Origin of the sequence: Sinorhizobium garamanticum, assembly GCF_029892065.1 — a bacterium.
Taxonomy (GTDB): Bacteria; Pseudomonadota; Alphaproteobacteria; order Rhizobiales; family Rhizobiaceae; genus Sinorhizobium; species Sinorhizobium garamanticum.
Map to the genome: position 1 here is coordinate 2,560,745 of NZ_CP120373.1, position 20,438 is coordinate 2,581,182.

Annotated in this window: 18 protein-coding genes and 1 tRNA gene; 14 read left to right on the plus strand and 5 right to left on the minus strand. The window is 61.1% G+C overall.

Going from position 1 to position 20,438, the window contains the following annotated elements:
- Positions 1 to 68: 68 nt before the first annotated feature.
- Positions 69 to 2,057, plus strand: a complete 1,989-nt coding sequence (gene dnaG, locus PZN02_RS11920; protein WP_280658203.1) for a DNA primase — start codon at positions 69 to 71, stop codon at positions 2,055 to 2,057.
- A gap of 289 nt (positions 2,058 to 2,346) precedes the next feature.
- Positions 2,347 to 4,212: a DNA helicase RecQ gene (gene recQ, locus PZN02_RS11925; RefSeq protein WP_280658204.1), complete on the plus strand. Its 1,866-nt coding sequence runs from the start codon at positions 2,347 to 2,349 to the stop codon at positions 4,210 to 4,212.
- 78 nt (positions 4,213 to 4,290) lie between these two features.
- Here the strand turns inward: recQ and PZN02_RS11930 are convergent, their stop codons facing one another.
- Positions 4,291 to 5,205 (minus strand): AbiTii domain-containing protein, encoded by a 915-nt coding sequence (locus PZN02_RS11930; RefSeq protein ID WP_280658205.1) that lies wholly within the window; start codon positions 5,203 to 5,205, stop codon positions 4,291 to 4,293.
- A 396-nt stretch (positions 5,206 to 5,601) separates the two neighbouring features.
- Between PZN02_RS11930 and PZN02_RS11935 the strand changes: the two genes are divergently transcribed.
- The 4 genes from PZN02_RS11935 to PZN02_RS11950 all read left to right on the plus strand — a co-directional run bounded on the left by PZN02_RS11935 (position 5,602) and on the right by PZN02_RS11950 (position 11,041).
- Positions 5,602 to 6,789 (plus strand): glycine C-acetyltransferase, encoded by a 1,188-nt coding sequence (locus PZN02_RS11935; protein WP_280658206.1) that lies wholly within the window; start codon positions 5,602 to 5,604, stop codon positions 6,787 to 6,789.
- Between the two features lie 34 nt (positions 6,790 to 6,823).
- On the plus strand, positions 6,824 to 7,858 hold the full coding sequence (gene tdh / locus PZN02_RS11940; RefSeq protein WP_280658207.1) for an L-threonine 3-dehydrogenase: 1,035 nt from the start codon (positions 6,824 to 6,826) through the stop codon (positions 7,856 to 7,858).
- 498 nt (positions 7,859 to 8,356) lie between these two features.
- Positions 8,357 to 10,417: an RNA polymerase sigma factor RpoD gene (gene rpoD, locus PZN02_RS11945; RefSeq protein ID WP_280658208.1), complete on the plus strand. Its 2,061-nt coding sequence runs from the start codon at positions 8,357 to 8,359 to the stop codon at positions 10,415 to 10,417.
- Positions 10,418 to 10,747: 330 nt separating this feature from the next.
- Positions 10,748 to 11,041: a GYD domain-containing protein gene (locus PZN02_RS11950; protein WP_280658209.1), complete on the plus strand. Its 294-nt coding sequence runs from the start codon at positions 10,748 to 10,750 to the stop codon at positions 11,039 to 11,041.
- Positions 11,042 to 11,182: 141 nt separating this feature from the next.
- Here the strand turns inward: PZN02_RS11950 and PZN02_RS11955 are convergent, their stop codons facing one another.
- The gene (locus PZN02_RS11955) at positions 11,183 to 11,995 is read right to left on the minus strand and encodes a DUF2066 domain-containing protein (RefSeq protein WP_280658210.1); all 813 of its coding nucleotides are present in this window, start codon (positions 11,993 to 11,995) and stop codon (positions 11,183 to 11,185) included.
- A 70-nt stretch (positions 11,996 to 12,065) separates the two neighbouring features.
- Between PZN02_RS11955 and PZN02_RS11960 the strand changes: the two genes are divergently transcribed.
- The 5 genes from PZN02_RS11960 to PZN02_RS11980 all read left to right on the plus strand — a co-directional run bounded on the left by PZN02_RS11960 (position 12,066) and on the right by PZN02_RS11980 (position 14,824).
- Positions 12,066 to 12,635, plus strand: coding sequence for a transglycosylase SLT domain-containing protein (locus PZN02_RS11960; RefSeq protein ID WP_280658211.1), 570 nt, complete (start codon positions 12,066 to 12,068; stop codon positions 12,633 to 12,635).
- Between the two features lie 146 nt (positions 12,636 to 12,781).
- The gene (locus PZN02_RS11965; RefSeq protein ID WP_280658212.1) at positions 12,782 to 13,135 is read left to right on the plus strand and encodes a DUF1428 domain-containing protein; all 354 of its coding nucleotides are present in this window, start codon (positions 12,782 to 12,784) and stop codon (positions 13,133 to 13,135) included.
- Positions 13,136 to 13,285: 150 nt separating this feature from the next.
- Positions 13,286 to 13,708: a secondary thiamine-phosphate synthase enzyme YjbQ gene (locus PZN02_RS11970; RefSeq protein ID WP_280658213.1), complete on the plus strand. Its 423-nt coding sequence runs from the start codon at positions 13,286 to 13,288 to the stop codon at positions 13,706 to 13,708.
- Positions 13,709 to 13,785: 77 nt separating this feature from the next.
- Positions 13,786 to 14,190 (plus strand): ketosteroid isomerase-related protein, encoded by a 405-nt coding sequence (locus PZN02_RS11975; RefSeq protein ID WP_280658214.1) that lies wholly within the window; start codon positions 13,786 to 13,788, stop codon positions 14,188 to 14,190.
- A 244-nt stretch (positions 14,191 to 14,434) separates the two neighbouring features.
- Entirely contained in the window at positions 14,435 to 14,824 is a 390-nt protein-coding gene (locus PZN02_RS11980) for a hypothetical protein (RefSeq protein ID WP_280658215.1), read from the plus strand.
- Between the two features lie 172 nt (positions 14,825 to 14,996).
- Here PZN02_RS11980 and PZN02_RS11985 read toward each other — a convergent pair whose 3' ends face one another.
- Positions 14,997 to 15,785 carry an SIMPL domain-containing protein gene (locus PZN02_RS11985; protein ID WP_280658216.1) on the minus strand — a complete coding sequence of 263 codons (789 nt, stop codon included), beginning with the start codon at positions 15,783 to 15,785 and terminating at the stop codon, positions 14,997 to 14,999.
- Positions 15,786 to 15,938: 153 nt separating this feature from the next.
- Here PZN02_RS11985 and PZN02_RS11990 point away from each other — a divergent pair.
- Positions 15,939 to 16,014 (plus strand) — tRNA-Ile (locus PZN02_RS11990).
- Between the two features lie 266 nt (positions 16,015 to 16,280).
- On the opposite strand, the gene PZN02_RS11995 is transcribed toward PZN02_RS11990, so the two are convergent.
- The gene (locus PZN02_RS11995; RefSeq protein WP_280658217.1) at positions 16,281 to 16,508 is read right to left on the minus strand and encodes a hypothetical protein; all 228 of its coding nucleotides are present in this window, start codon (positions 16,506 to 16,508) and stop codon (positions 16,281 to 16,283) included.
- Between the two features lie 1,105 nt (positions 16,509 to 17,613).
- Between PZN02_RS11995 and PZN02_RS12005 the strand changes: the two genes are divergently transcribed.
- The gene (locus tag PZN02_RS12005) at positions 17,614 to 17,865 is read left to right on the plus strand and encodes an SDR family oxidoreductase (RefSeq protein WP_280658219.1); all 252 of its coding nucleotides are present in this window, start codon (positions 17,614 to 17,616) and stop codon (positions 17,863 to 17,865) included.
- Between the two features lie 17 nt (positions 17,866 to 17,882).
- On the opposite strand, the gene PZN02_RS12010 is transcribed toward PZN02_RS12005, so the two are convergent.
- On the minus strand, positions 17,883 to 18,677 hold the full coding sequence (locus PZN02_RS12010; protein ID WP_280658220.1) for a DUF1194 domain-containing protein: 795 nt from the start codon (positions 18,675 to 18,677) through the stop codon (positions 17,883 to 17,885).
- Positions 18,678 to 19,117: 440 nt separating this feature from the next.
- On the opposite strand from PZN02_RS12010, the gene PZN02_RS12015 reads away from it, so the two are divergent.
- A complete protein-coding gene (locus PZN02_RS12015; RefSeq protein WP_280658221.1) occupies positions 19,118 to 20,431 on the plus strand; it encodes a glucoamylase family protein in 1,314 nt (437 codons plus the stop codon).
- Positions 20,432 to 20,438: the final 7 nt, after the last annotated feature.

Consider the following 20,438-nt stretch of genomic DNA (forward strand, 5'->3'; position numbering starts at 1 on the left):
GACCGCAGCCACCACTTCGCCTTCCCATACTGCTTGTATGGGAGGCCGGCTAGGGGTATCGGCTATCCATGCGCTTTTCACCGTCCTTCCTCGACGAGATACGCGATCGCGTTCCGATTTCGGACGTGGTCGGCAAGCGCGTCACCTGGGATCGGCGCAAGACCAATGTTTCGCGCGGCGACTACTGGGCCTGTTGCCCCTTTCACGGCGAAAAGTCGCCGAGCTTCCATTGCGAGGACCGCAAGGGCCGCTATCATTGCTTCGGCTGCGGCGTTTCCGGCGACCACTTCCGCTTTCTGACCGACCTTGAAGGCCTGAGCTTCCCAGAAGCGGTGCAGCAGATTGCCGACATGGCCGGCGTCGCGATGCCGCAGCCCGACCCGCAGGCCGAGCGGCGCGAAAAGGAACGCACCAGCCTGCTCGACGTCATGGAAATGGCGACGCAGTTCTTCCAGGACCAGCTCCAGACGGCGAATGGTGCCAAGGCGCGGGCCTATCTCCGCGAGCGGGGGCTGACAGGGCGTACGATCGAGACGTTTCGGTTGGGCTTTGCGCCCGACAGCCGCAATGCGCTGAAGGAGTTTCTCGCCGGCAAGGGCGTCGGCAAGGAGCAGATCGAAGCCTGCGGTCTCGTGGTGCATGGGCCTGACGTGCCGGTCTCCTACGACCGTTTCCGCGACCGCATCATGTTCCCGATCCTTTCGGCACGCGAGAAGGTGATCGCCTTTGGTGGCCGCGCCATGTCGCCCGACGCGCCGGCCAAATATCTGAATTCGAATGAGACGGAGCTCTTCCACAAGGGCAATGTGCTCTTCAATTTCGCGCGCGCCCGGCGGGCTTCGCAGGGTGCCGATGGAGCAGGCACGATCATCGCCGTCGAAGGCTACATGGACGTGATCGCGCTCCATCAGGCCGGCATCGAGAATGCCGTGGCACCGCTCGGAACCGCGCTCACCGAAAATCAGCTCGATCTTCTCTGGAAGATGACACCGCAGCCGGTGCTCTGCTTCGATGGCGATGGCGCGGGCATCCGTGCCGCCAACCGCGCCGTCGATCTGGCGCTCCCCCACCTGAAGCCCGGGCGATCGGTCCGCTTCGCCGTGCTCCCTGACGGCAAGGACCCGGACGATCTCGTTCGCCATGACGGACGCCAACCTTTCGACAAGGTGCTCGCGAATGCCCGCTCGCTCGCCGAAATGGTATGGCTGCGCGAAGTCCAGGGCGGCGCATTCGACACGCCGGAAAAACGCGCCGAACTCGAAGCGCGGTTGAGGCAGGTGACGTCCGTCATCGCCGATGAAAGCGTGCGCCGCCACTATGGCCAGGACATGCGCGACCGCCTCAATGCCTTTCTGCAGGGCGGTGCGCCGTTCAGGAACGAACGGCGGCCATTCGAGCGGGGCGGGCGCCAGAGTGGGAGAAGAACCGCGGCTCCCGATCCGGTTAGGGGCGCGATTGTCGAAGCCGGCACTGCCGCCAGTTCCAAGCTTAACCAGTTGTTGAAAGCGGACCGCTCGGTTCGACCGCCAGTGCTGCGCGAAAGCGTTCTGGCGCTTACCATCGTCAACCATCCGCAATTGCTCTTCGATGAGTACGACGAGATATCGACCATCGAGTTCGACCACCACGATCTGCAGCGCTGCTGGGCCATAGTACTGAATGCCGCGGCGGCAAACGGGCCGCGGCTGACGCGCGAGATCCTCGTCGAGCAACTGGAGACGGAGGGTTTCGGCGCGCTGATCGCGGCACTCGATCAGCAGGTCCGCTATGCTCGGCTGTGGACGGCGACGGTTGCTGCGGCGCCAGAGGACGCGCGCGAAGGCTACCTTCAGGCGCTTGCCCTCCACAGGCGCAGCAAGGCCCTCCATTGGCAGCGGCGCGAACTGGAGCGGGAACTGGCCCACGCTACCGAGGAGGGGGACCTCGAGGTCGTGCCACAACTGCTCAGGACGCTCCAGGAGGTCCAGTTCGAAGTGACGCGGCTTGAGAACCAGGAAGCCATCATCGAAGGCTTCGGCGTGCTTTCGGGAAGGGTGAAAGGTCCGGCTGCGCGGTAGGAGACACGCCTCAGGCCGCCGCTCATCGCGCTGCCGCGACCTTCTCCCCGGGCGAAGGGACATTGCAGCGTCGACCCAGTCCGCCGCGCCGTAACCCTGGCGGTTAGGGTTTGCGATTGAGGCAGAGCGCGGGGCGGCGAGTGCGTTCACCCTCGCCCAGCTTGCAGGGAGAGGGCAGGGTGAGGGGCGTTAGCTGCGGAGCGCGGCGATGCCCCCCTTTGCGAGTCTCTAAGCGGTTTACATCCCACCTGCCGAAACCCCATACTCAGCGCCCGACGAAAGCGATTCCATGCCTCAGAACGACAATGCTTCCGCCGCGCGCCTGTTCGAAAGCGAAGGCGTTGCCAATCCCCTCGATGTCCTGAAACGCGTCTATGGCTATTCCGCCTTCCGCGGTCAGCAGGGGGACGTCATCGAGCATGTGATGGCGGGAGGCGATGCGGTGGTGCTCTTCCCGACGGGGGCGGGCAAATCGCTCTGCTTTCAAATTCCCGCACTTTGCCGAAACGGCGTTGGCATCGTCGTCTCCCCCCTGATCGCCTTGATGCGCGATCAGGTCGAGGCGTTGAAGCAGCTCGGCATTCGCGCCGCTGCGCTCAATTCCTCCCTGACCCGCGACGAGGCGATCGCGGTCCGCCGTGCGCTTTCGGCGGGCGCGCTCGACCTGCTCTATGTCACGCCGGAGCGCGCCGTCACCGACGGTTTCGCCGAGATGATCAGCGGTATGGAGATTGCGCTGTTCGCGATCGACGAGGCGCATTGCGTCTCGCAGTGGGGCCATGATTTCCGGCCGGAATATCGCGGCCTGGATTGTCTCGCATCGCGCTTTCCCGGAGTGCCGCGCGTCGCACTTACGGCCACGGCGGATGCGCATACGCGCGACGATATCATCGAGCGGCTGGCGCTCACCGGAGCGAAGGTCTTCACGACCAGCTTCGACCGGCCGAACATTGCCTATGAAATCGTCGAGCGTGATCAGCCGCGCCAGCAGCTCCTTCGCTTCCTCTCCCGCTTCAAGGGATCGAGCGGCATCGTCTATTGCCTGTCGCGCGCTAAGGTCGAGGACACGGCGGAATGGCTGAACGCGCAAGGCGTGCGCGCGCTTCCCTATCATGCCGGAATGGACCGCGTCCTGCGAGACGCCCATCAGGACGCCTTCCTGAAGGAGGAGAATCTTTGCCTCGTCGCGACGGTCGCCTTCGGCATGGGAATCGACAAGCCGGATGTCCGCTACGTCGCCCATCTCGATCTGCCGGGCTCGGTCGAAGCCTATTATCAGGAGACCGGGCGCGCGGGTCGGGACGGGTTGCCCTCCGAGGTCTGGATGGCCTATGGCATGGCCGATGTCATCCAGCGTCGGAGGATGATCGACGAGGGCGGTGCAGCGGAGGAGATCAAGCGCATCGAGCGGGCGAAGCTCAATGCGTTGCTTGCAATCTGCGAGACCGTGGGCTGCCGACGGCAGGCGATCCTTGCGCATTTCGGCGAGGCGCATCCCGGCCGCTGCGGCCATTGCGACACCTGCCTGAAGCCGGTCGAGACCTGGGACGGTACCGAAGCCGCAATCAAGGCACTTGCAGCTGTCTATCGGACCGGCGAGCGCTTCGGTGCCGGCCATGTGATCGATGTGCTTATGGGCACGGTCAACGAGAAAACCGAGCGCTTCGGTCATGTCGATATGCCGGTCTTCGGTGCCGGCAAGGACCTGCCGGCACGAACGTGGCAATCGGTGTTCCGGCAGTTGCTCGCCGCCGGCCTCGTCCGGGTTGATCATTCCGCTTTCGGGGCACTCCAGCTCGAGCCGGAGGCCCGCGCCGTCTTCAAACGCGAGCGCCAGGTGTTCTTCCGCAAGGACAGGCCGACCTCGGGCAAGGCCGCCCGAACGGCGAAATCCGGCGCGCAGCGCGAGAGAGCCGATCTCGCCGGCTCCGATCTCGAGCTTTTCGAGCGCCTGCGCGTCGAGCGGTTCTCGATCGCCAAGGAATTGAACGTGCCGCCCTATGTCGTCTTCCCGGATACAACGTTGATCGCACTGGCGAAGCAGCGCCCGCGGGATTTCGATGACCTCCTCGATATTCCCGGTATCGGCGAAAGCAAGCGCGAGCGCTACGGCGAGGCATTCCTGGCCGTCATTGACGGCTATCTAGATGGGTAGGCAGTCTCTACCGGTGCCGCATGCATCGATCGCTCCACGGCTTACTGATCGTTATTTGCAGGCAACTGTCTCGGCTTTTCACGAGAGGCCATAGTAGCCGAGCAGCGCCTTTTCCAGAATTACGCCGCCAGCTTGGAGACCGACGTTCCACGCTCCGGAGGCCGCTTTACCGAGCATTTTACCAACCCATTGACCTACCTTTGGTCCGTACTTCTTATCAGCACCGATCTGCGGTTCACTTGTGATTGCTGCCTCAAGTTCTTTGATGTCGTCTTCGCCAATTCCCTGCCGCATTAATTGCTGACGTAGATCACCGAAATTGCCTTGATTGACTGTGATGTTAACGGTGGCGTTGTCAGCATTGCCAACTACGCCCGCATTGCCGTTGATCGTCGTGTTGAATATCTGATTGACCGTCTTTTCTACGGAAGGCTCCTTCATCGTAATTCCGCCGACTTCACCCGCGTTTGGATATTTCTTTGATAACGCCAACGCGAATTCAAGGACTCGATTGCGAACAGCGTCAACGATACCCAGTACCGATGGAGAGGGAACCTCGCCCCAAAACTGGGAGACGTTATAACTGCTATCAAAGATGCCCTTCCGTTCCAGAACGAGTGCATAATTGTCGAAGTTGACAACCAACGTGTCAGAATCTTTGATTTTATCCTCGCTGATTGTCGCGATCGCCTGGCGGCACTTGAAGGTACCAATGTCGCTGTCCCCTGCTGCCTTAGCCACGAGGGCCTGCGGGACCGGTTGGTTGGTGACGGTGTATACAAGGTTGGTAAGGTTTGCTTTGAAGTGCATGGGTATGCGTCGGTAGTCAGGAACTTCAACGTCCTTCGGATAGCCATTCAGTTCGTGGCGAACCCAATCCTCGAGCAAATTGCTATCCAGGTTGTGGGCGAGGACCAAGCACTTACGGAGAAGTGTCGAGGCAGGAGTAGTATCCGAAATCGCGTCGCGCTGTATCTCAACAAGCAAGCCCATTTTTCACCCCAGGTTGTACCCTGCGAATTTAGGTATATCCGGGTTGGTCCACCAGGGCTGGTGCGCAATTATCCCCTATGACTTTCACGGATCGAGAGGTGATCGATCCGCATCTCGCGAACAAAAATGTCGCCTGAGGCGCTCCATGTGACAGAAAGCGCCTCTGTACGATGGCCGCGCGAAAGCCTCTGTCGTTTTCGTCTGTCAGTGCGTCTCGCGCGGGAAATTGCTGCAAGGGACGGGCTCTCGTGCTAGTCGTCTAGCGTTCCATCGAAGTTCGAAATCGACCTTCGTGAGAGCCGATGCGCAGATCCAGGAGCGAGGGTGACCGCAGCGTGTGCGAAAGGCGCGGTGCCCTGGCTTGAAACGTCCTTCTTACAGCGAGAGTGGCCAGCCATGACCTCAGCCTTTCTGTCCCATCTTCGTTCCGAGCTCGAAGGCCTGAAGTCGGCCGGCCTCTACAAGTCCGAGCGGGTGATCACCTCGAAGCAGGGGGGTGAAATCGAGGTGGCTTCGGGTGACCGAGTGCTGAACTTCTGCGCCAACAACTATCTCGGCCTGGCGGATAACCAAGAGCTTGCCGAGGCCGGCAAGAAGGCGCTCGATCGCTACGGCTACGGCATGGCGTCGGTGCGCTTCATCTGCGGCACGCAGGAAGAGCACAAGCAGCTCGAAGCGCGCATCTCCTCTTTCCTCGGAATGGAGGATACGATCCTTTATTCCTCCTGCTTCGACGCCAATGGCGGGCTGTTCGAGACGTTGCTCGGAGAGGAAGACGCGGTCATTTCCGACGCGTTGAACCACGCTTCGATCATCGACGGCGTGCGGCTCTCCAAGGCGAAGCGCTTCCGCTACGCCAATAACGACATGGCGGCGCTCGAGGAGGAGTTGAAGAAGGCCGAAGGCTGCCGCTTCAAGCTGATCGCCACTGACGGCGTCTTCTCGATGGACGGCATCGTCGCCAACCTTAAGGGCGTGTGCGATCTCGCCGAGAAATACGACGCTATGGTGATGGTCGACGACAGCCATGCGGTCGGTTTCGTCGGCAAGCACGGCCGCGGCTCCGCCGAGCATTGCGGCGTCGAGGGCAGGATCGATATCACCACCGGCACGCTGGGTAAGGCGCTCGGCGGCGCTTCGGGCGGCTACACTTCGGCCAAGGCCGAAGTCGTCGAATGGCTGCGGCAGCGCTCGCGGCCCTATCTTTTCTCCAACACGCTGGCGCCCGTCATCGCCGCTGCGTCGCTCAAGGTCTTCGATCTGATCGAGAACGGCGACAAGCTGCGCGAACGGCTTTATGCGAATGCGGCATTGTTCCGCGCTGAAATGTCGAAGCTTGGCTTTACGCTTGCCGGCGAGGGGCACCCGATTATTCCCGTAATGCTCGGTGACGCGGCGCTCGCGCAGGAGATGGCCGCCCGGATGCTCGACAAGGGCGTCTATGTCATCGGCTTCTCATTCCCGGTGGTGCCGCGGGGGCAGGCGCGCATCCGCACCCAGATGTCGGCCGCCCACAGTGAGCAGGATGTCCGGCGCGCGATCGCGGTCTTCGAAGAGGTCGGTCGCGAACTTGGGGTGATTTGAGGAGTTAGGGTGAGGGGCGAGTGAGGATCTTGCGATGACGAACATGATGAAGGCGCTGGTCAAGACGAGACCGGAAGTCGGGCTCTGGATGGAGCGGGTTCCGGTGCCGGAAGTAGGCCCCAACGATGTCTTGATCCGGGTGAAGAAGTCGGCGATCTGCGGCACCGACGTTCACATCTGGAACTGGGACCAGTGGGCGCAGAAGACGATCCCCGTGCCGATGGTCGTCGGCCACGAGTTCATGGGCGAAATCGCCGAAGTCGGCTCGGCCGTTACCAAGTATCACGTGGGTGAACGCGTCTCCGGCGAAGGCCACATCGTCTGCGGCAAGTGCCGCAATTGCCGGGCGGGCAGGGGGCACCTCTGCCGCAACACGCTTGGCGTCGGCGTCAACCGTCCGGGCTCCTTCGGGGAGTTCGTCTGCATCCCGGAATATAATGTCGTGTCGATCCCCGGCGATGTACCGGATGAGATCGCCGCCATCTTCGATCCCTTTGGTAATGCCGTGCACACGGCGCTTTCCTTCGATCTCGTCGGAGAGGACGTGCTCGTCACCGGGGCGGGCCCGATCGGCATCATGGGTGCCATGGTTGCCAAGCGCTCTGGCGCGCGCAAGGTGGTCATCACCGATATTAACCCGACGCGCCTCGAACTCGCCCGCAAGGTCGGCATCGACTATGTCGTCGATGCGTCCAAGGAAAACCTCGCCGACGTGATGCGATCGATCGGCATGACCGAAGGTTTCGATGTCGGTCTCGAAATGTCGGGCGCGGCGCCGGCGTTCCGCGACATGATCGACAAGATGAACAACGGCGGCAAGATCGCCATTCTCGGCATCGCGCCGGCGGGCTTCGAGATCGACTGGAACAAGGTCATCTTCAAGATGCTCAACCTGAAGGGCATCTACGGTCGCGAAATGTTCGAGACCTGGTACAAGATGATCGCCTTCGTCCAGGGCGGGCTGGATCTCTCCCCGGTCATCACCCACCGGATCGGCATCGACGATTTCCGCGAGGGGTTCGAGGCGATGCGGTCCGGAAATTCCGGTAAGGTCGTAATGGACTGGTAGGCGCCGCGGACGCGCTCATGCCGTCACCAGGGACGGTCGGTGTGCAAGTCCGAACTGGACTCGATCTCGTGGTAAGGCGGGCCGCAGATTGCTCCAGCGGCCCGAAAGCCGGCGCCACCCTTGTCTTTTTTTTGACCGCTCCTACATGTTGAGCGAAAGCTGATAAACAGCGCAAAAACCCGCGGAGAAGCGTTTTTTGCCGATTTACGCGGTTTTTCACCGGAAATGCTTGACGGGATCAAAAATTCTGGGAATCACCATTTCAAGCAGAAATGGCGACACGGTACGGCGGATAGGAAAATCATGCCTGAGACGTTTCAGTGGCAGAGCTGTCGAAGCTTGCCGCTCAACCGCGATCGCAGTCGTGGTTAATCAGGAATTAAACATCATCCCGTTACGTCAGGGGAAATGATTCGGTAGCGGGTGCGCGGCGCCCGAACCACGAAGCGGCATTGGCACCAGGCGCACGCTGGTTGCGACAAGGAAAGCGACGAATACATGGCAACTAAAGTCAAAGAAAACGAAGAAGCAGACGTTGAACGCGAAGGCGCTCCGGACGGCCCGCTTCTCGACCTTTCCGACGACGCTGTCAAGAAGATGATCAAGGCCGCCAAGAAGCGCGGCTATGTGACGATGGACGAACTGAATTCTGTCCTGCCGTCCGAGGAAGTCACCTCCGAACAGATCGAAGACACGATGGCCATGCTCTCCGACATGGGCATCAATGTCATCGAAGATGAAGAAGCCGAGGAAGCCGGCGGTGGCGGCGACGACGAAGACGGCGCTGATGACGGTGACAGCGAAGGCGGTGAACTCACCACCTCCACCGGTACCGCGCTTGCGACCGGCAAGAAGAAAGAACCGACCGATCGCACCGACGATCCGGTGCGCATGTATTTGCGCGAAATGGGTTCGGTCGAACTTCTCTCCCGCGAGGGCGAAATTGCGATCGCCAAGCGCATCGAGGCCGGCCGCGAGACGATGATTGCCGGGCTCTGTGAGAGCCCTCTTACCTTCCAGGCGCTGATCATCTGGCGCGATGAACTGAACGAAGGCCAGACGCTTCTGCGCGAGATCATCGATCTCGAAACGACCTATTCCGGTCCCGAGGCGAAGGCTGCTCCGCAGTTCCAGAGCCCGGAAAAGATCGAGGCTGACCGCAAGGCGGCCGAAGAGAAGGAAAAGGTGCGCAGGACGCGTGTTGCCGCTGCCAATGACGACGACATCACCAATGTCGGCGGCGATGGCCAGCCGCCCGAGGAAGAAGAAGAGGACGATGATGAATCGAACCTCTCGCTCGCCGCGATGGAAGCGGAACTGCGCCCGCAGGTGATGGAAACGCTCGACATCATCGCCGAGACCTACAAAAAGCTTCGCAAGCTGCAGGACCAGCAGGTGGAAGCACGCCTTGCCGCGACCGGTACGCTGTCGCCGGCGCAGGAGCGCCGTTACAAGGAGCTGAAGGACGAGCTGATCAAGGCGGTGAAGTCGCTGTCGCTCAACCAGAACCGCATCGATGCGCTGGTAGAGCAGCTTTACGACATTTCGAAGCGCCTGATGCAGAACGAAGGCCGGCTGTTGCGCCTTGCAGAATCTTACGGCGTCAAGCGCGACTCGTTCCTGGAACAGTATTCGGGCGCCGAGCTCGACCCGAACTGGATGAAGTCGATCAGCAATCTCGCCGGCAAGGGCTGGAAGGAGTTTGCCAAGGCCGAGAACCAGACGATCCGGGATATCCGCCAGGAGATCCAGAATCTCGCGACCGAAACCGGCATTTCCATCGCCGAGTTCCGCCGCATCGTTTCCATGGTCCAGAAGGGCGAGCGCGAAGCGCGCATCGCCAAGAAGGAAATGGTCGAGGCCAACCTGCGTCTCGTCATTTCGATTGCCAAGAAGTATACGAACCGCGGCCTGCAGTTCCTGGATCTCATCCAGGAAGGCAACATCGGCCTGATGAAGGCGGTCGACAAGTTCGAGTACCGCCGCGGCTACAAGTTCTCGACCTATGCCACCTGGTGGATCCGGCAGGCGATCACCCGTTCGATCGCCGACCAGGCCCGCACGATCCGCATTCCGGTGCACATGATCGAGACGATCAACAAGATCGTCCGTACCTCGCGCCAGATGCTGCACGAGATCGGTCGCGAGCCGACGCCGGAGGAATTGGCCGAAAAGCTCGCCATGCCGCTCGAGAAGGTGCGCAAGGTGCTGAAGATCGCCAAGGAACCGATCTCGCTCGAAACGCCGGTCGGTGACGAGGAAGATTCACACCTCGGCGATTTCATCGAGGACAAGAACGCGCTCTTGCCGATCGACGCCGCCATCCAGGCGAACCTGCGTGAAACGACGACCCGCGTTCTCGCTTCGCTGACGCCGCGCGAAGAGCGTGTTCTGCGCATGCGCTTCGGCATCGGCATGAACACGGACCACACGCTCGAAGAGGTCGGCCAGCAGTTCTCGGTCACCCGCGAACGTATCCGCCAGATCGAAGCGAAGGCGCTGAGAAAGCTCAAGCATCCGAGCCGTTCGCGCAAGCTGCGCTCGTTCCTCGACAGCTAAGCGCTACAGAGACGTCGAAAAAGCCGGGCCTCGCGCCCGGCTTTTTTGTGGCCATCTTTCTGGCTTTTGCGGACGCACCCGTTCCGGCCGCGCTTGTTCACCCATGACCACGGGACTATACTTTGCGGCTCGCAGCGAGCCCGCGACGCAGGAGAGGACGCACCGCGGGCGTGAACCGAGAGCGCCCATGCGATAACGCATCATCGGCGCGCGAATGAGTTAGAGCGGGATGCGGGCCGCGTACTCTTTTCCTCATCCCGCTAGTCCTTTGAATCCAGAGCATTTTGTTCGCTTTCATCCGAAAGCGGGATGCTCTGTGGGAGGTGTGAGATGACCACTTATGTCGTGCTTCTCAATTGGACCGAGCAAGGTATCAAGAATGTACGCGAGTCTCCGAAGCGGCTGGATGCTGCCAAGAAGGTGCTTTCCGAAATGGGCGGGTCCTTCAAGGACTTCTATCTGACCATGGGCGAATACGACATGGTCGCAGTCTGCGAAGCGCCCGACGACGCGGTTGCCGCACGGTTTGCGTTGACTCTTGGGATGAACGGCAATGTGCGCACCCGCACATTGAAGGCATTTCCGGAAGCTGCCTATCGTGAACTGATCGGCACGCTCGGCTAGATTGCGTCGTTTCAAGGAGTTGGATCATCTCACCGTTTCATTGAAACGGTGAGATGATTTCGGCGTCGATGCTCCGGCGGGGCGGCGCTTCCATCTTGCGACTGACTGACATGCCATTGACGCGTGGAAGGGCGATCTGCGTCAAAGCGCGCCGTTGCCCGACAGGATTTGCGCCGCGCCGCGGATCGCGTTGCGAAAGGCGTCGTCGAAGCTGACGCCGCGGATTTGCCACCGGTGCATCTTCCCGGCGCTCGCCAGTTGCCAGTCGGCAATCCAGCCGAGCGCCTCGTTGTTCCAGGACATCGTACCGGCGAGCGCGACATCGCCGCCGATCTTTTCTGCCAGCCGTTCAAGCTGCACCGCCCCTTCCCTCGACACGACGCCGGGGCCGAGCCTTTCCAGTGCAAGCGTTTTCCGCGTCGGCAGCCTTGCTTCAAGCGCGAGAGGTACGGTCGCTGCGGCGAGCGACTCGGCCATGTAGGGGCTCTCGCCGCCATCGTTTGTCAGCATGAAACTGCGCTTCTGGTCGTGGACGGCGAGAAGGACGGCAATCCTTGGGCGCGGCTGCGGCCAGGGCCTGCTTCCCAGCGCGTCGAGCAGCCGGTCGATCGTAGCCGGCTCGTAACGACAGGTCAGGTCATGCGGCCGGTCGTGCGTGCCCTGTTCGTCGTGGATCGGGATACCCTCCAGCCGATCGCGATAGGCAAAGGACGCGACGAAGCTGCCGGCACGTTCAAGGAGCGGGGTGAACGCCGGAGCGGCAAGCAAACGCTGGTCGCCCGAGACCTTGACCAGGACTTCGCCCAGGCATTCGCGAAAGCCGAGTTCCCGGTTCTTCTCGCCGGTGCCGGTGACAATCGCGTCGCTCGTGTAAAGATCCTGTGCCATCGCGGAAGAGATCACACCGGTAAGCATGGCGAGCAACGGCAAGACGGCTGTCATTCTGGCGGTCATTCAACTTCGCCTCAAAACCGATCCTTAAGATTTACGCTTTATCAATCTCTCGCAAACGAGAGGTTCCGCGATGCGTTGCGTTTTTGTCGTCGTCCTCCTGTTGCTGGCCGGCTGCGGAACGGTGCCGAAAGACACCCGGAACGCCTGCGCGGTTTTCGAGCAGCGAGACGGTCTTTTCAACAGTTGGCGCCGGGCCGCCTACGCGGCGGAGCGCGAATATGGCGTGCCCGTTCCGGTGCTGATGGCAACGATCTACACGGAGTCCGGTTTCCAGCACAACGCAAGGCCGCCGCGCACAAAGCTCTTCGGCTTCATCCCCTGGACGCGTGTCTCTTCCGCCTATGGATATTCGCAGGCGCTCGACGGCACCTGGGCGCGCTACCAGACCGAAACCGGACGCTGGACGGCACGCCGGACGGATTTCGCTGACGCGATCCGCTTCATTGCCTGGTACCACAATCAAAGCCACCAGCAGAACGGCATCGCGCTCAACGACCCTTATCGGCTCTACATTGCCTACTACCACGGCCATGGCGGCTACGCGCGCGGAAACTGGAGCCAAACGGCGCAGACCGGCGCAAAGCGCGCCTCCGGCATGGCGGCGCTTTACGCGCAGCAACTGCGCGGCTGCAGTTCGTAGCAATCGGCGCGTTCGGCGCCATTCGCCCACACGCCAGCAAATGCGACCTCCTCCTCGTGGATGGATGACAAAAAATCATCATCGGCTGTCGGAACCTTTCCGCTTCGCTCGTCCTTTGCCTGTCCAGCCAAATAGGAGGAAATGAAATGGCCTATGTTGATGGTTTTCTCGTCGCGGTGCCAAAAGCGAAGGTCGAGGACTACAAAGCGCTCGCGCGCCGGGCGGGCGAGGTGTGGAAGGAACATGGTGCACTCAACTATGTCGAGTGCCTGGCGGACGACGTACCCTATGGAGAATTGACGTCCTTTCCGCGCGCGGTGCAGGCGAAGGACGACGAGACGGTCGTTTTCTCCTGGGTCGTCTACGCGTCGCGCCAGGATCGTGACGCGACCGTTGCCAAGGTCATGGCCGATCCGCGGCTTCAGGGTGACGAGTGGAAGTCCATCTTCGACGGCAAGCGCCTGATTTATGGGGGCTTCGAACCGTTCTTAGAGCTGTAGCGGGCAGGGGCCGCGCTTCCCCGGCAGGCAGGGTCGGGCCCTTTCACTTTGCTCTTTCCCGCGTGCGGTGCGCCGAATTTTGACCTCTTGGATATTTTTCCTAAGTTTATTCCATTGAGGGATGTGTTCGCCGCACGGGAAGAGCCGCAAATGCCGCAGACTATCATCACCATCGCCACCCGTGGCCAGGGACTCTACGAGTTCACCGATGCTGCCGCCGATTTCGTGCGGCAATCAGGCGTCGCGGAGGGACTCCTCACCGTATTCGTCCGTCACACGTCCGCTTCCTTGCTCATCCAGGAAAACGCCGACCCGGATGTAAAACGTGATCTCAGCGAGTTCTTCGGTCGCCTAGTACCGCCGTCCTCCGATCCTTCGATGCGCTGGATCGCGCACACCCAGGAGGGACCGGACGACATGCCGGCGCATATAAAGGCGGCGCTCACGCAGGTCTCGCTCGGCATCCCGGTAAGCGGTGGGCGCATGATGCTCGGCACCTGGCAGGGGCTCTATCTGTTCGAGCATCGCGATCGCCCGCACCGGCGCGAAATCGTTCTGCATCTCGGCGCGTGATCGGCGCTCAACTGAGTCCTGCTCCGGCTGGCCATTCTGCGGTACAGTAAGTGACCACACAGCTTCGGGGAAAGACGATGACAGACGTGCAGACCATCGCCAGCCGTTTCATCGAGGCCGTCAACGGCCGAGATTTCGATGCGCTTTCCCGCCTCGTCGACGAAGATGTCGCCCTTGATTCGCTGACCGGCCAGCGAACTGTGGGCGTCGGCCCGCTGAGAACCTGGATCATGAACTATCTGAGCCATTTCGACGAGACGTTCAGCGATATCGTGCTGATGCATGACGCCTTCGGGCAGCGCGTCGCCGCCGATATGACCGCGCGCGGCACCTATCGCAAGACCATGCCGGGCTTTCCCGAGGCCTCGGGCCAGAGCTACGCCATTCCGAGCGTTTTTATCTTCGAAATCGAGGACGGCGTCATCACGCGCCTCAGCCACTATCGCAATCTCCGCATCTTCGAGCGGGAACTGGCGAGCTGAGCCGTCTCCACGCGTAACATACTGAATGTCTGCGTGTTTTCTCCTTGGACCGGCTCCGGGGCGAAGAGATACGGCGGGCCGACGCATCGCTTTGCTTGTCGCTTCGTCTTTGCGCGGTTCATCTACCTGAACGGTGCATGAACGGAGGGTTCCGGTATCGTTCAGTTTATCCGGTCTATGGTTGGCTCAATCGTCGAGAGCGGTAATCGCCAATTTAGAATCCTTCGTACACCGGAGAAACGCTATGAAGAAATTCCTCGTCAATGCCGCGGTTGCTGCCGTCATAGGGCTGACTGGTCTTGCGGGTGCAGCCACCACGGCTTCTGCTGAATCGCTCATATTCCAATTCGGCTCGCCGCGCGGCGTCGATGTCCAGTACCGTGACTATGACCGCTATGACCGCTATAGCGACGAGGGTGATTGGCGCCGGGATCGCCCCCGCTGGGGCGGTGAGCGCCGCGGCCGCTGTGACCGGTGGCTTGCCGTTGAAAAGGCACGTGATCTCGGTCTACGCCGGGCCCATGTCGCCAATGTCGCGCGGCGCAAGGTTATCGTCGAGGGCCGCCGCCACGGTTACCGCGAGGCAATCATCTTCGCGAATGTGCGTGGATGCCCGGTGATCGGCCGCTGGTAAGCTGCCGGATTTCCGCACCGTCTTCCCCGGCCGTCGGAAATGCGCCCCTCACGGCAACCGTGAGGGGCGTTTGATTCGAAAAGCCCGATGCAATTCGCCGGGGGCTTTGTCGCTGGCCATCGCGCGAAGGGGGCCCGGCGGAGTGTTCCTTCTCCGTGCCGGGCCAAACGCTTCACTGCTCGATGGCGAAAGTCACGTTGACGGTGACGTTGTAGGCATTTTCGCCGGTCGCGATCGGAACGGCATCGGCGGCGAATTCCTTGGCCATGGTGCGCGCCACCGGAAGCGGTTCCGGGCGGGGAGCCTGTTCCGAAATCTCGATCAGCCGGCCGAGCGAGACGCCGGCCGCCTCCGCCAGGACCTTCGCCTTGACGATCGCGTCGGCGACCGCCGCCTTGCGGGCCTCGGTGATGACTTCGTCGGGCTTGTCCTTGGTGAATTCGATGCCGCCACCCTGGTTGATGCCAAGCGTCACGGACTTGTCGAGGACTTCGCCGAGATTGCTCAGATCGCGCACGCGCACGGTGACACCGTTGACGACCTGATAGCCGATGAGTTCCGGCGGCCGGTTGCTGCCGTCGTTGCCCTGCGGCGGGTAGTTGTATTGAGGGTTGATGGAGAAGCCGCTCGTCTGCAGGTCGCGCTCGGCAATGCCGCCCTGCTTGAGTGCCGAGAGCACGTCTGCCATCGCCTTATTGTTGGCGTCGAGCGCCTCGCGCGCGGTCTTTGCATCCTTGACGACGCTCAATTGCACGATCGCCATGTCGGGTGCTGCGGTTGCGCGGCCCTCACCGGAGACCTTGATCAGCGCCTGGCGGCCCCGAATCCCCTCGGGACGCCCGTTGCCGCCGCTCTTGCTATCATTGCCTTCAGCCGCCACAGCGGCGGCCGCAAAAGCGCCCGCAAAGGCGGCGGCCATGGCAGCGACATGAACCGTGCGGGCGATGCGTGTAGAAATCATGGTTATTTCTCTCCGGTTGTTTTATGCCGAACTCTTGCTTATCGATTGTGTAGGCATTGCGGCAATGGCTTGTCGTCAAATAGGTTTTCCGCTAGAGCCATTGCGACCCGCGAATTACCATTGGTTCGCGGTCAACCGGCAGATGACCGGCACGGGCCTGTAGCTCAATGGTTAGAGCCGGCGGCTCATAACCGCTTGGTTGGGGGTTCGAGTCCCTCCGGGCCCACCATTTCTTTTAAAAATCAAATGGTTACGAGGTGGTTTTCTATAGAAAACTAGAAAACTTGGAAAACTCTTAGAAAGCCTAGAACTGGCTTACTTCTTCGGCCCGAGCGGCGCGGTGCCGGTATGGCCGTGATAGAACGCCGGTCGTCGAAGACCTCGAATTCGGCGGTGAGCCGTTTGGCCAGCCGCTTCGCGATATGGCGAGTGCGCAAAGCCTCGCAGGAAGGCGAATAGCTCACGCTCGCCGACGCAACGCCTTTAGGTTCGTCGCTATAAAGCATTAGGTCCGTCGCTATCCAGCAGTTCGTTCAGCAGCTTCTCTCTGTCGATCATGTCAAACTCGCGGATCATGTAGAGAACCCTCAACCCTTCCATTACTGCCAAGTGGCTCTTAGGGTCCACTTGACGCACTTTGCACCAGTCATGAACGACCTGCTCCACAAGCACGGCCTCAGTCTCTTTCGTTGGCGAAATCTTTCTTGCTGAGCGCTTGGGCATTGCGGCTCCCTCCGGTCCCTGTGTGAACTATTGTCGCTTCTCGCGTTGACTAGGGTACCTTCGAACGCTCTTGACGGTTCGGTTCGGCAACAGCGTTGTCGTTTCAGTGTGGATTTGGTGCGGATGCCTGGGGGACATATACAACGACGTCTTGGTTTTTGTCGTCCAACAGCGCGCCTCCGACCAGCAGATAAGCCGTAAGAGCGAACATCGAAAGGAGCATTATGCCCAACGGCAGACCAGTTGATGCCCTTCGTTCCGGTTGTCCATAAATGTCATGCATCACGCGTTCCTTTCGGCGGGGCAAGCCGAGGCGATGGAGGCCCAGACCGTCTGGAAGGGACGTCAACAGGCCGCTCCAGGAACTCCACACGCCCTGAGCGGCGAACTCTATGCTCTATGGATGGTTCCGCGCTCGAAAGCGATTAGGACCTTTGCGGGCCGCATTGGACCTAAGTCCCACTTTCTAACCCGTTGTGATCGTGGCAATGTTGCAGGCGGTTACACGAGGGAACATGCCTCGCGAGGGACCAGGCCACCAGTGACATCGCCTTCAAGACCGGACGAAGTCCCAGCGGCCGATGTTCCAAGCAAGCGATGCTGTAACCCCGGGCTCGGCAGCGTCGGTCGCCGGGCCCTTTGCTTTCTGCCGGCATAAACCGGCGGGCTTCTCGTTAATAACCTTCTCGACCAGCCCGACTGAAAACTTCGCTCAGCTCGGGCGGATCTTGCGATGGATAAAGAGGAGTGGCATCTCGGCCAAAAGATAGCGCCTGACGGCCACCTAAAGGCGAGTACCGCGAGTAGAAAGCGCGATGCCAGCCCAAGAGTTGGGAGCTGACATCGCCAATTGCCGGCCCTGATTGGACCAGCAGCCTCCGTGAGGGTCGCTATTAACAGCGCGACCCATCCTCAAAAGATTATATTCGGCGCATCGTTCCGTAGTTGAAGGCCCGTAGGACCTTTGGCGATCTGTGCCGGACTAAAGTCCCATAGATCGAACCGGCTAATACCCTAGCTTTTTTAGGGTCGTCGATGACAAACACCTACAAGAACCTAACTGTGTTGCAGACGATTTAGGGCGCGGGCCCTTAGCAAGAGACGCGTGGGCCCTCGCCTGTCGATAGTCCCTCCGGGCCTACCACTTCCGTTTTACATCAACAAGATCGGCTCGCCGGTCGGCAAGGATACGTTCGATCCGACCCGGCCCGTCGTAAACTTGCGTGATCGCCCCGGTGTTCCGGACGATCTCGCCCGCGCAATCCTGTTTCTGGTCTCCGCCGATTCCGACTTCATCGACGGCACGACGCTTTTCGTCGACGGCGGCGTTTCCGCGCTCATGCCCGGCAGCGAATAGCGATCAATGGATGCACCTTATCGGTCGAGTTCGGGATAGATCCGATCGAGAAATCCCGGTCTGAGCTTTTCGCCGATCAGGCAGTCGGCGCCGGGCGTCGTGGCCGTGAGTTGCAGGGTGGCCGGCGGGGGCAGGCCACTCACTTCGAGGATCAGTTTCTGGCGGATCGCGATCGCGAAATCCTCCGGTTCATGGACCGGCAGCACGAAGGATCCCGGTCCGCCGATGACGCATTGCGCGTAGTACTGGTCGAGCGGTCCGGTTGAGACCGAGGGGCGGATGAGGATCGCAAGCCCGTTGATGATGATGCCGCGGGCAATTGTCCCATCGCGGGCGGGCGTGACCGGCGGGCCGGTATTGTTCGGCCCGTCGCCGGATATGTCTATCACCCGGCGTGCGCCCGAAAAGGCATTGGAATCGATCAGGTTCGTGCCGAACAGGATGGCATTGGAGATCGACGTGCCGCGGCGCGTGCCGACCGGCCGCGCCTCGACCTTGGCGGCGAAGGCTTCGGCGTCCTCGGCATCGTCGATGACCTGCCAGGAGACGACCGACTGCTCGTTCACGAGCCCCGCCCACTCGAAATAGCCGATCGCGATTCGCCCGAGTAGGCCGCCCCTGACCGCGTTGATGAAGTCCGGATGCCGCAGTGCCTGGAGATAGCCGGACCGCTGCACCCGCGCCTCTTCCATGTCCATCGATCCGGACATGTCGACGGCCAGCACCAGCTCCACATCGACATCCGCCGGCATGGCGGCCGATTGGATCGGACTCCCACTAAGGGCCAGGATCAATGCCAACGTGCTCAACATCGCATCAACCGTTACTGCGGATGGTCGCTTCGGGGCTGGATGCGGAATAATTTGAGGCGGTCTGCCCGCACCCTGCGCTTCAAAAATCGATCACATCTGTGAGTTTGGATTGCATCACGCCAAAATCAAGGCATCGGGAAGAATGTAGCACAGGATTGGCGTTGCGTGACCGTTGCGAACGATCACCCCTACAATATTCGGTGATCGCCGATACGCTGCTTGCCCGATTTTGCCCTTGAAGGAATTCTATCGCCGGGCGAAAGCATAGCCGCTGTGCATGATGCCTTAAATCGGAATCGGTTTAAGGACAAAATCATGCGCCAATCCAAAGTGCTACAGCGACCCTTGCGCGTCCGATTGGACGTGCGGCGCTGTAGATATCGCCGACGCAGCGGGCACGAAGGCTGCGCCTCGCGAAAGCGCGTCAGACGGGACCTCAAATGCTGCAATCCACCTCGAATACGGACATTGTGCGGATCAATCGCCTGCAACGCGCCGCGTTTGGCTATTTTCTCCGATATTCCGATGCCGGGACAGGTCTCGTTGCGGACACATCGCGCGAGGGATCGCCATCGAGCATCGCCGCCACAGGCTTCGGGCTTGCCTGCTATCCGGTCGCTGTCGAGCGTGGCTGGGTCAGCCGCCCAGAGGCTGCGCATCGTGTGCTGACGGCACTGCGTTTTCTCGCGGCCAGCAGACAGGGAAGCGATGCACGCGCCACTGGCTACCGTGGCCTCTATTATCATTTCCTCGATATGCGAACCGGCGAGCGAAGCTGGAACTGCGAGCTTTCGACCATCGACAGCGCGCTGCTCTTGGCCGGCATGCTGACGGCGGCCGCCTATTTCTCGGAGCGGAGGCGAGACGAGATCGAGATCTGCAGCCTTGCCGACCGGCTCTTCGAGCGGGCGGACTGGGCATGGGCGCTCAATCGCGGCGACACGCTGGCGATGGGCTGGCGGTCGCCCGGCCGGTTTCTCAGGCATCGCTGGCGCGGATACAGCGAGGCGTTGTTGCTTTATGTACTGGCGCTCGCCGCGCCGCGCCACGCAATCGCACCCGAGAACTACGGCGCCTTCACCGCGGCTCATGAATGGCTCACGATCGGCGACGCGCGGCATCTTCATGCGGGTGCGCTTTTCATTCACCTCTTTCCCCATGCCTGGATCGATTTTCGCGCCATTCGCGATGCCGAAATGCGCAAGACGGCGAGCGACTACTTTGAGAACACCCGTCGGGCCATTGCGCTCCAGCGCACGCATGCAGAGGAAAATCCCGGCGCGTTCGCCGGCTATTGCCGCGATCTCTGGGGCTTCAGCGACTGCCACGCGCCGAAAGGTCGATTGCGGCTTCGTGACGGCCGCTGGCAGCGGATGCTCGGCTACGCGGCACGCGGCGCGCCCTTCGGCGCCGACGACGGTACGCTCGTGCCCTGGGCGCCGCTCGCATGCCTGCCTTTCGAGCCTCAGGCCAGCCTTGACGGCCTCAGCCATATGCTTTCCCGTTATCCGGCGCTGCTGAGCGAGGACCGCCTTCCGGGTGGCTTCAACCCCAGCCTGCCGGGCGAGGGTGCAGAGGGTTGGATTGACGACAGGATCGTCGGGCTTGACCAAGGCCTTTCGGTCATGATGATCGAGAACTGGAGAAGCGGATTGCTCTGGGACATCACGCGCAGCATTCCTGCCTTTTGCCGCGGACTGCGCCGGGCCGGTTTCGAGGGCGGCTGGCTGTCGGCGGGTGGCCTGCAAATCTGAGCGCGAC

Coding starts and splice junctions, on each gene's coding strand:
- PZN02_RS11985 (WP_280658216.1), bottom strand. CDS start 15,785: ATGATTTCTACACGCATCGCCCGCACGGTTCATGTCGCTGCCATGGCC.
- PZN02_RS12015 (WP_280658221.1), top strand. CDS start 19,118: ATGCTGCAATCCACCTCGAATACGGACATTGTGCGGATCAATCGCCTG.
- tdh (WP_280658207.1), top strand. CDS start 6,824: ATGACGAACATGATGAAGGCGCTGGTCAAGACGAGACCGGAAGTCGGG.
- dnaG (WP_280658203.1), top strand. CDS start 69: ATGCGCTTTTCACCGTCCTTCCTCGACGAGATACGCGATCGCGTTCCG.
- PZN02_RS11965 (WP_280658212.1), top strand. CDS start 12,782: ATGGCCTATGTTGATGGTTTTCTCGTCGCGGTGCCAAAAGCGAAGGTC.
- PZN02_RS11970 (WP_280658213.1), top strand. CDS start 13,286: ATGCCGCAGACTATCATCACCATCGCCACCCGTGGCCAGGGACTCTAC.
- recQ (WP_280658204.1), top strand. CDS start 2,347: ATGCCTCAGAACGACAATGCTTCCGCCGCGCGCCTGTTCGAAAGCGAA.
- PZN02_RS11930 (WP_280658205.1), bottom strand. CDS start 5,205: ATGGGCTTGCTTGTTGAGATACAGCGCGACGCGATTTCGGATACTACT.
- PZN02_RS11980 (WP_280658215.1), top strand. CDS start 14,435: ATGAAGAAATTCCTCGTCAATGCCGCGGTTGCTGCCGTCATAGGGCTG.
- PZN02_RS11955 (WP_280658210.1), bottom strand. CDS start 11,995: ATGACCGCCAGAATGACAGCCGTCTTGCCGTTGCTCGCCATGCTTACC.
- PZN02_RS11975 (WP_280658214.1), top strand. CDS start 13,786: ATGACAGACGTGCAGACCATCGCCAGCCGTTTCATCGAGGCCGTCAAC.
- PZN02_RS12010 (WP_280658220.1), bottom strand. CDS start 18,677: ATGTTGAGCACGTTGGCATTGATCCTGGCCCTTAGTGGGAGTCCGATC.
- PZN02_RS11935 (WP_280658206.1), top strand. CDS start 5,602: ATGACCTCAGCCTTTCTGTCCCATCTTCGTTCCGAGCTCGAAGGCCTG.
- PZN02_RS11960 (WP_280658211.1), top strand. CDS start 12,066: ATGCGTTGCGTTTTTGTCGTCGTCCTCCTGTTGCTGGCCGGCTGCGGA.
- PZN02_RS11950 (WP_280658209.1), top strand. CDS start 10,748: ATGACCACTTATGTCGTGCTTCTCAATTGGACCGAGCAAGGTATCAAG.
- rpoD (WP_280658208.1), top strand. CDS start 8,357: ATGGCAACTAAAGTCAAAGAAAACGAAGAAGCAGACGTTGAACGCGAA.
- PZN02_RS11995 (WP_280658217.1), bottom strand. CDS start 16,508: ATGCCCAAGCGCTCAGCAAGAAAGATTTCGCCAACGAAAGAGACTGAG.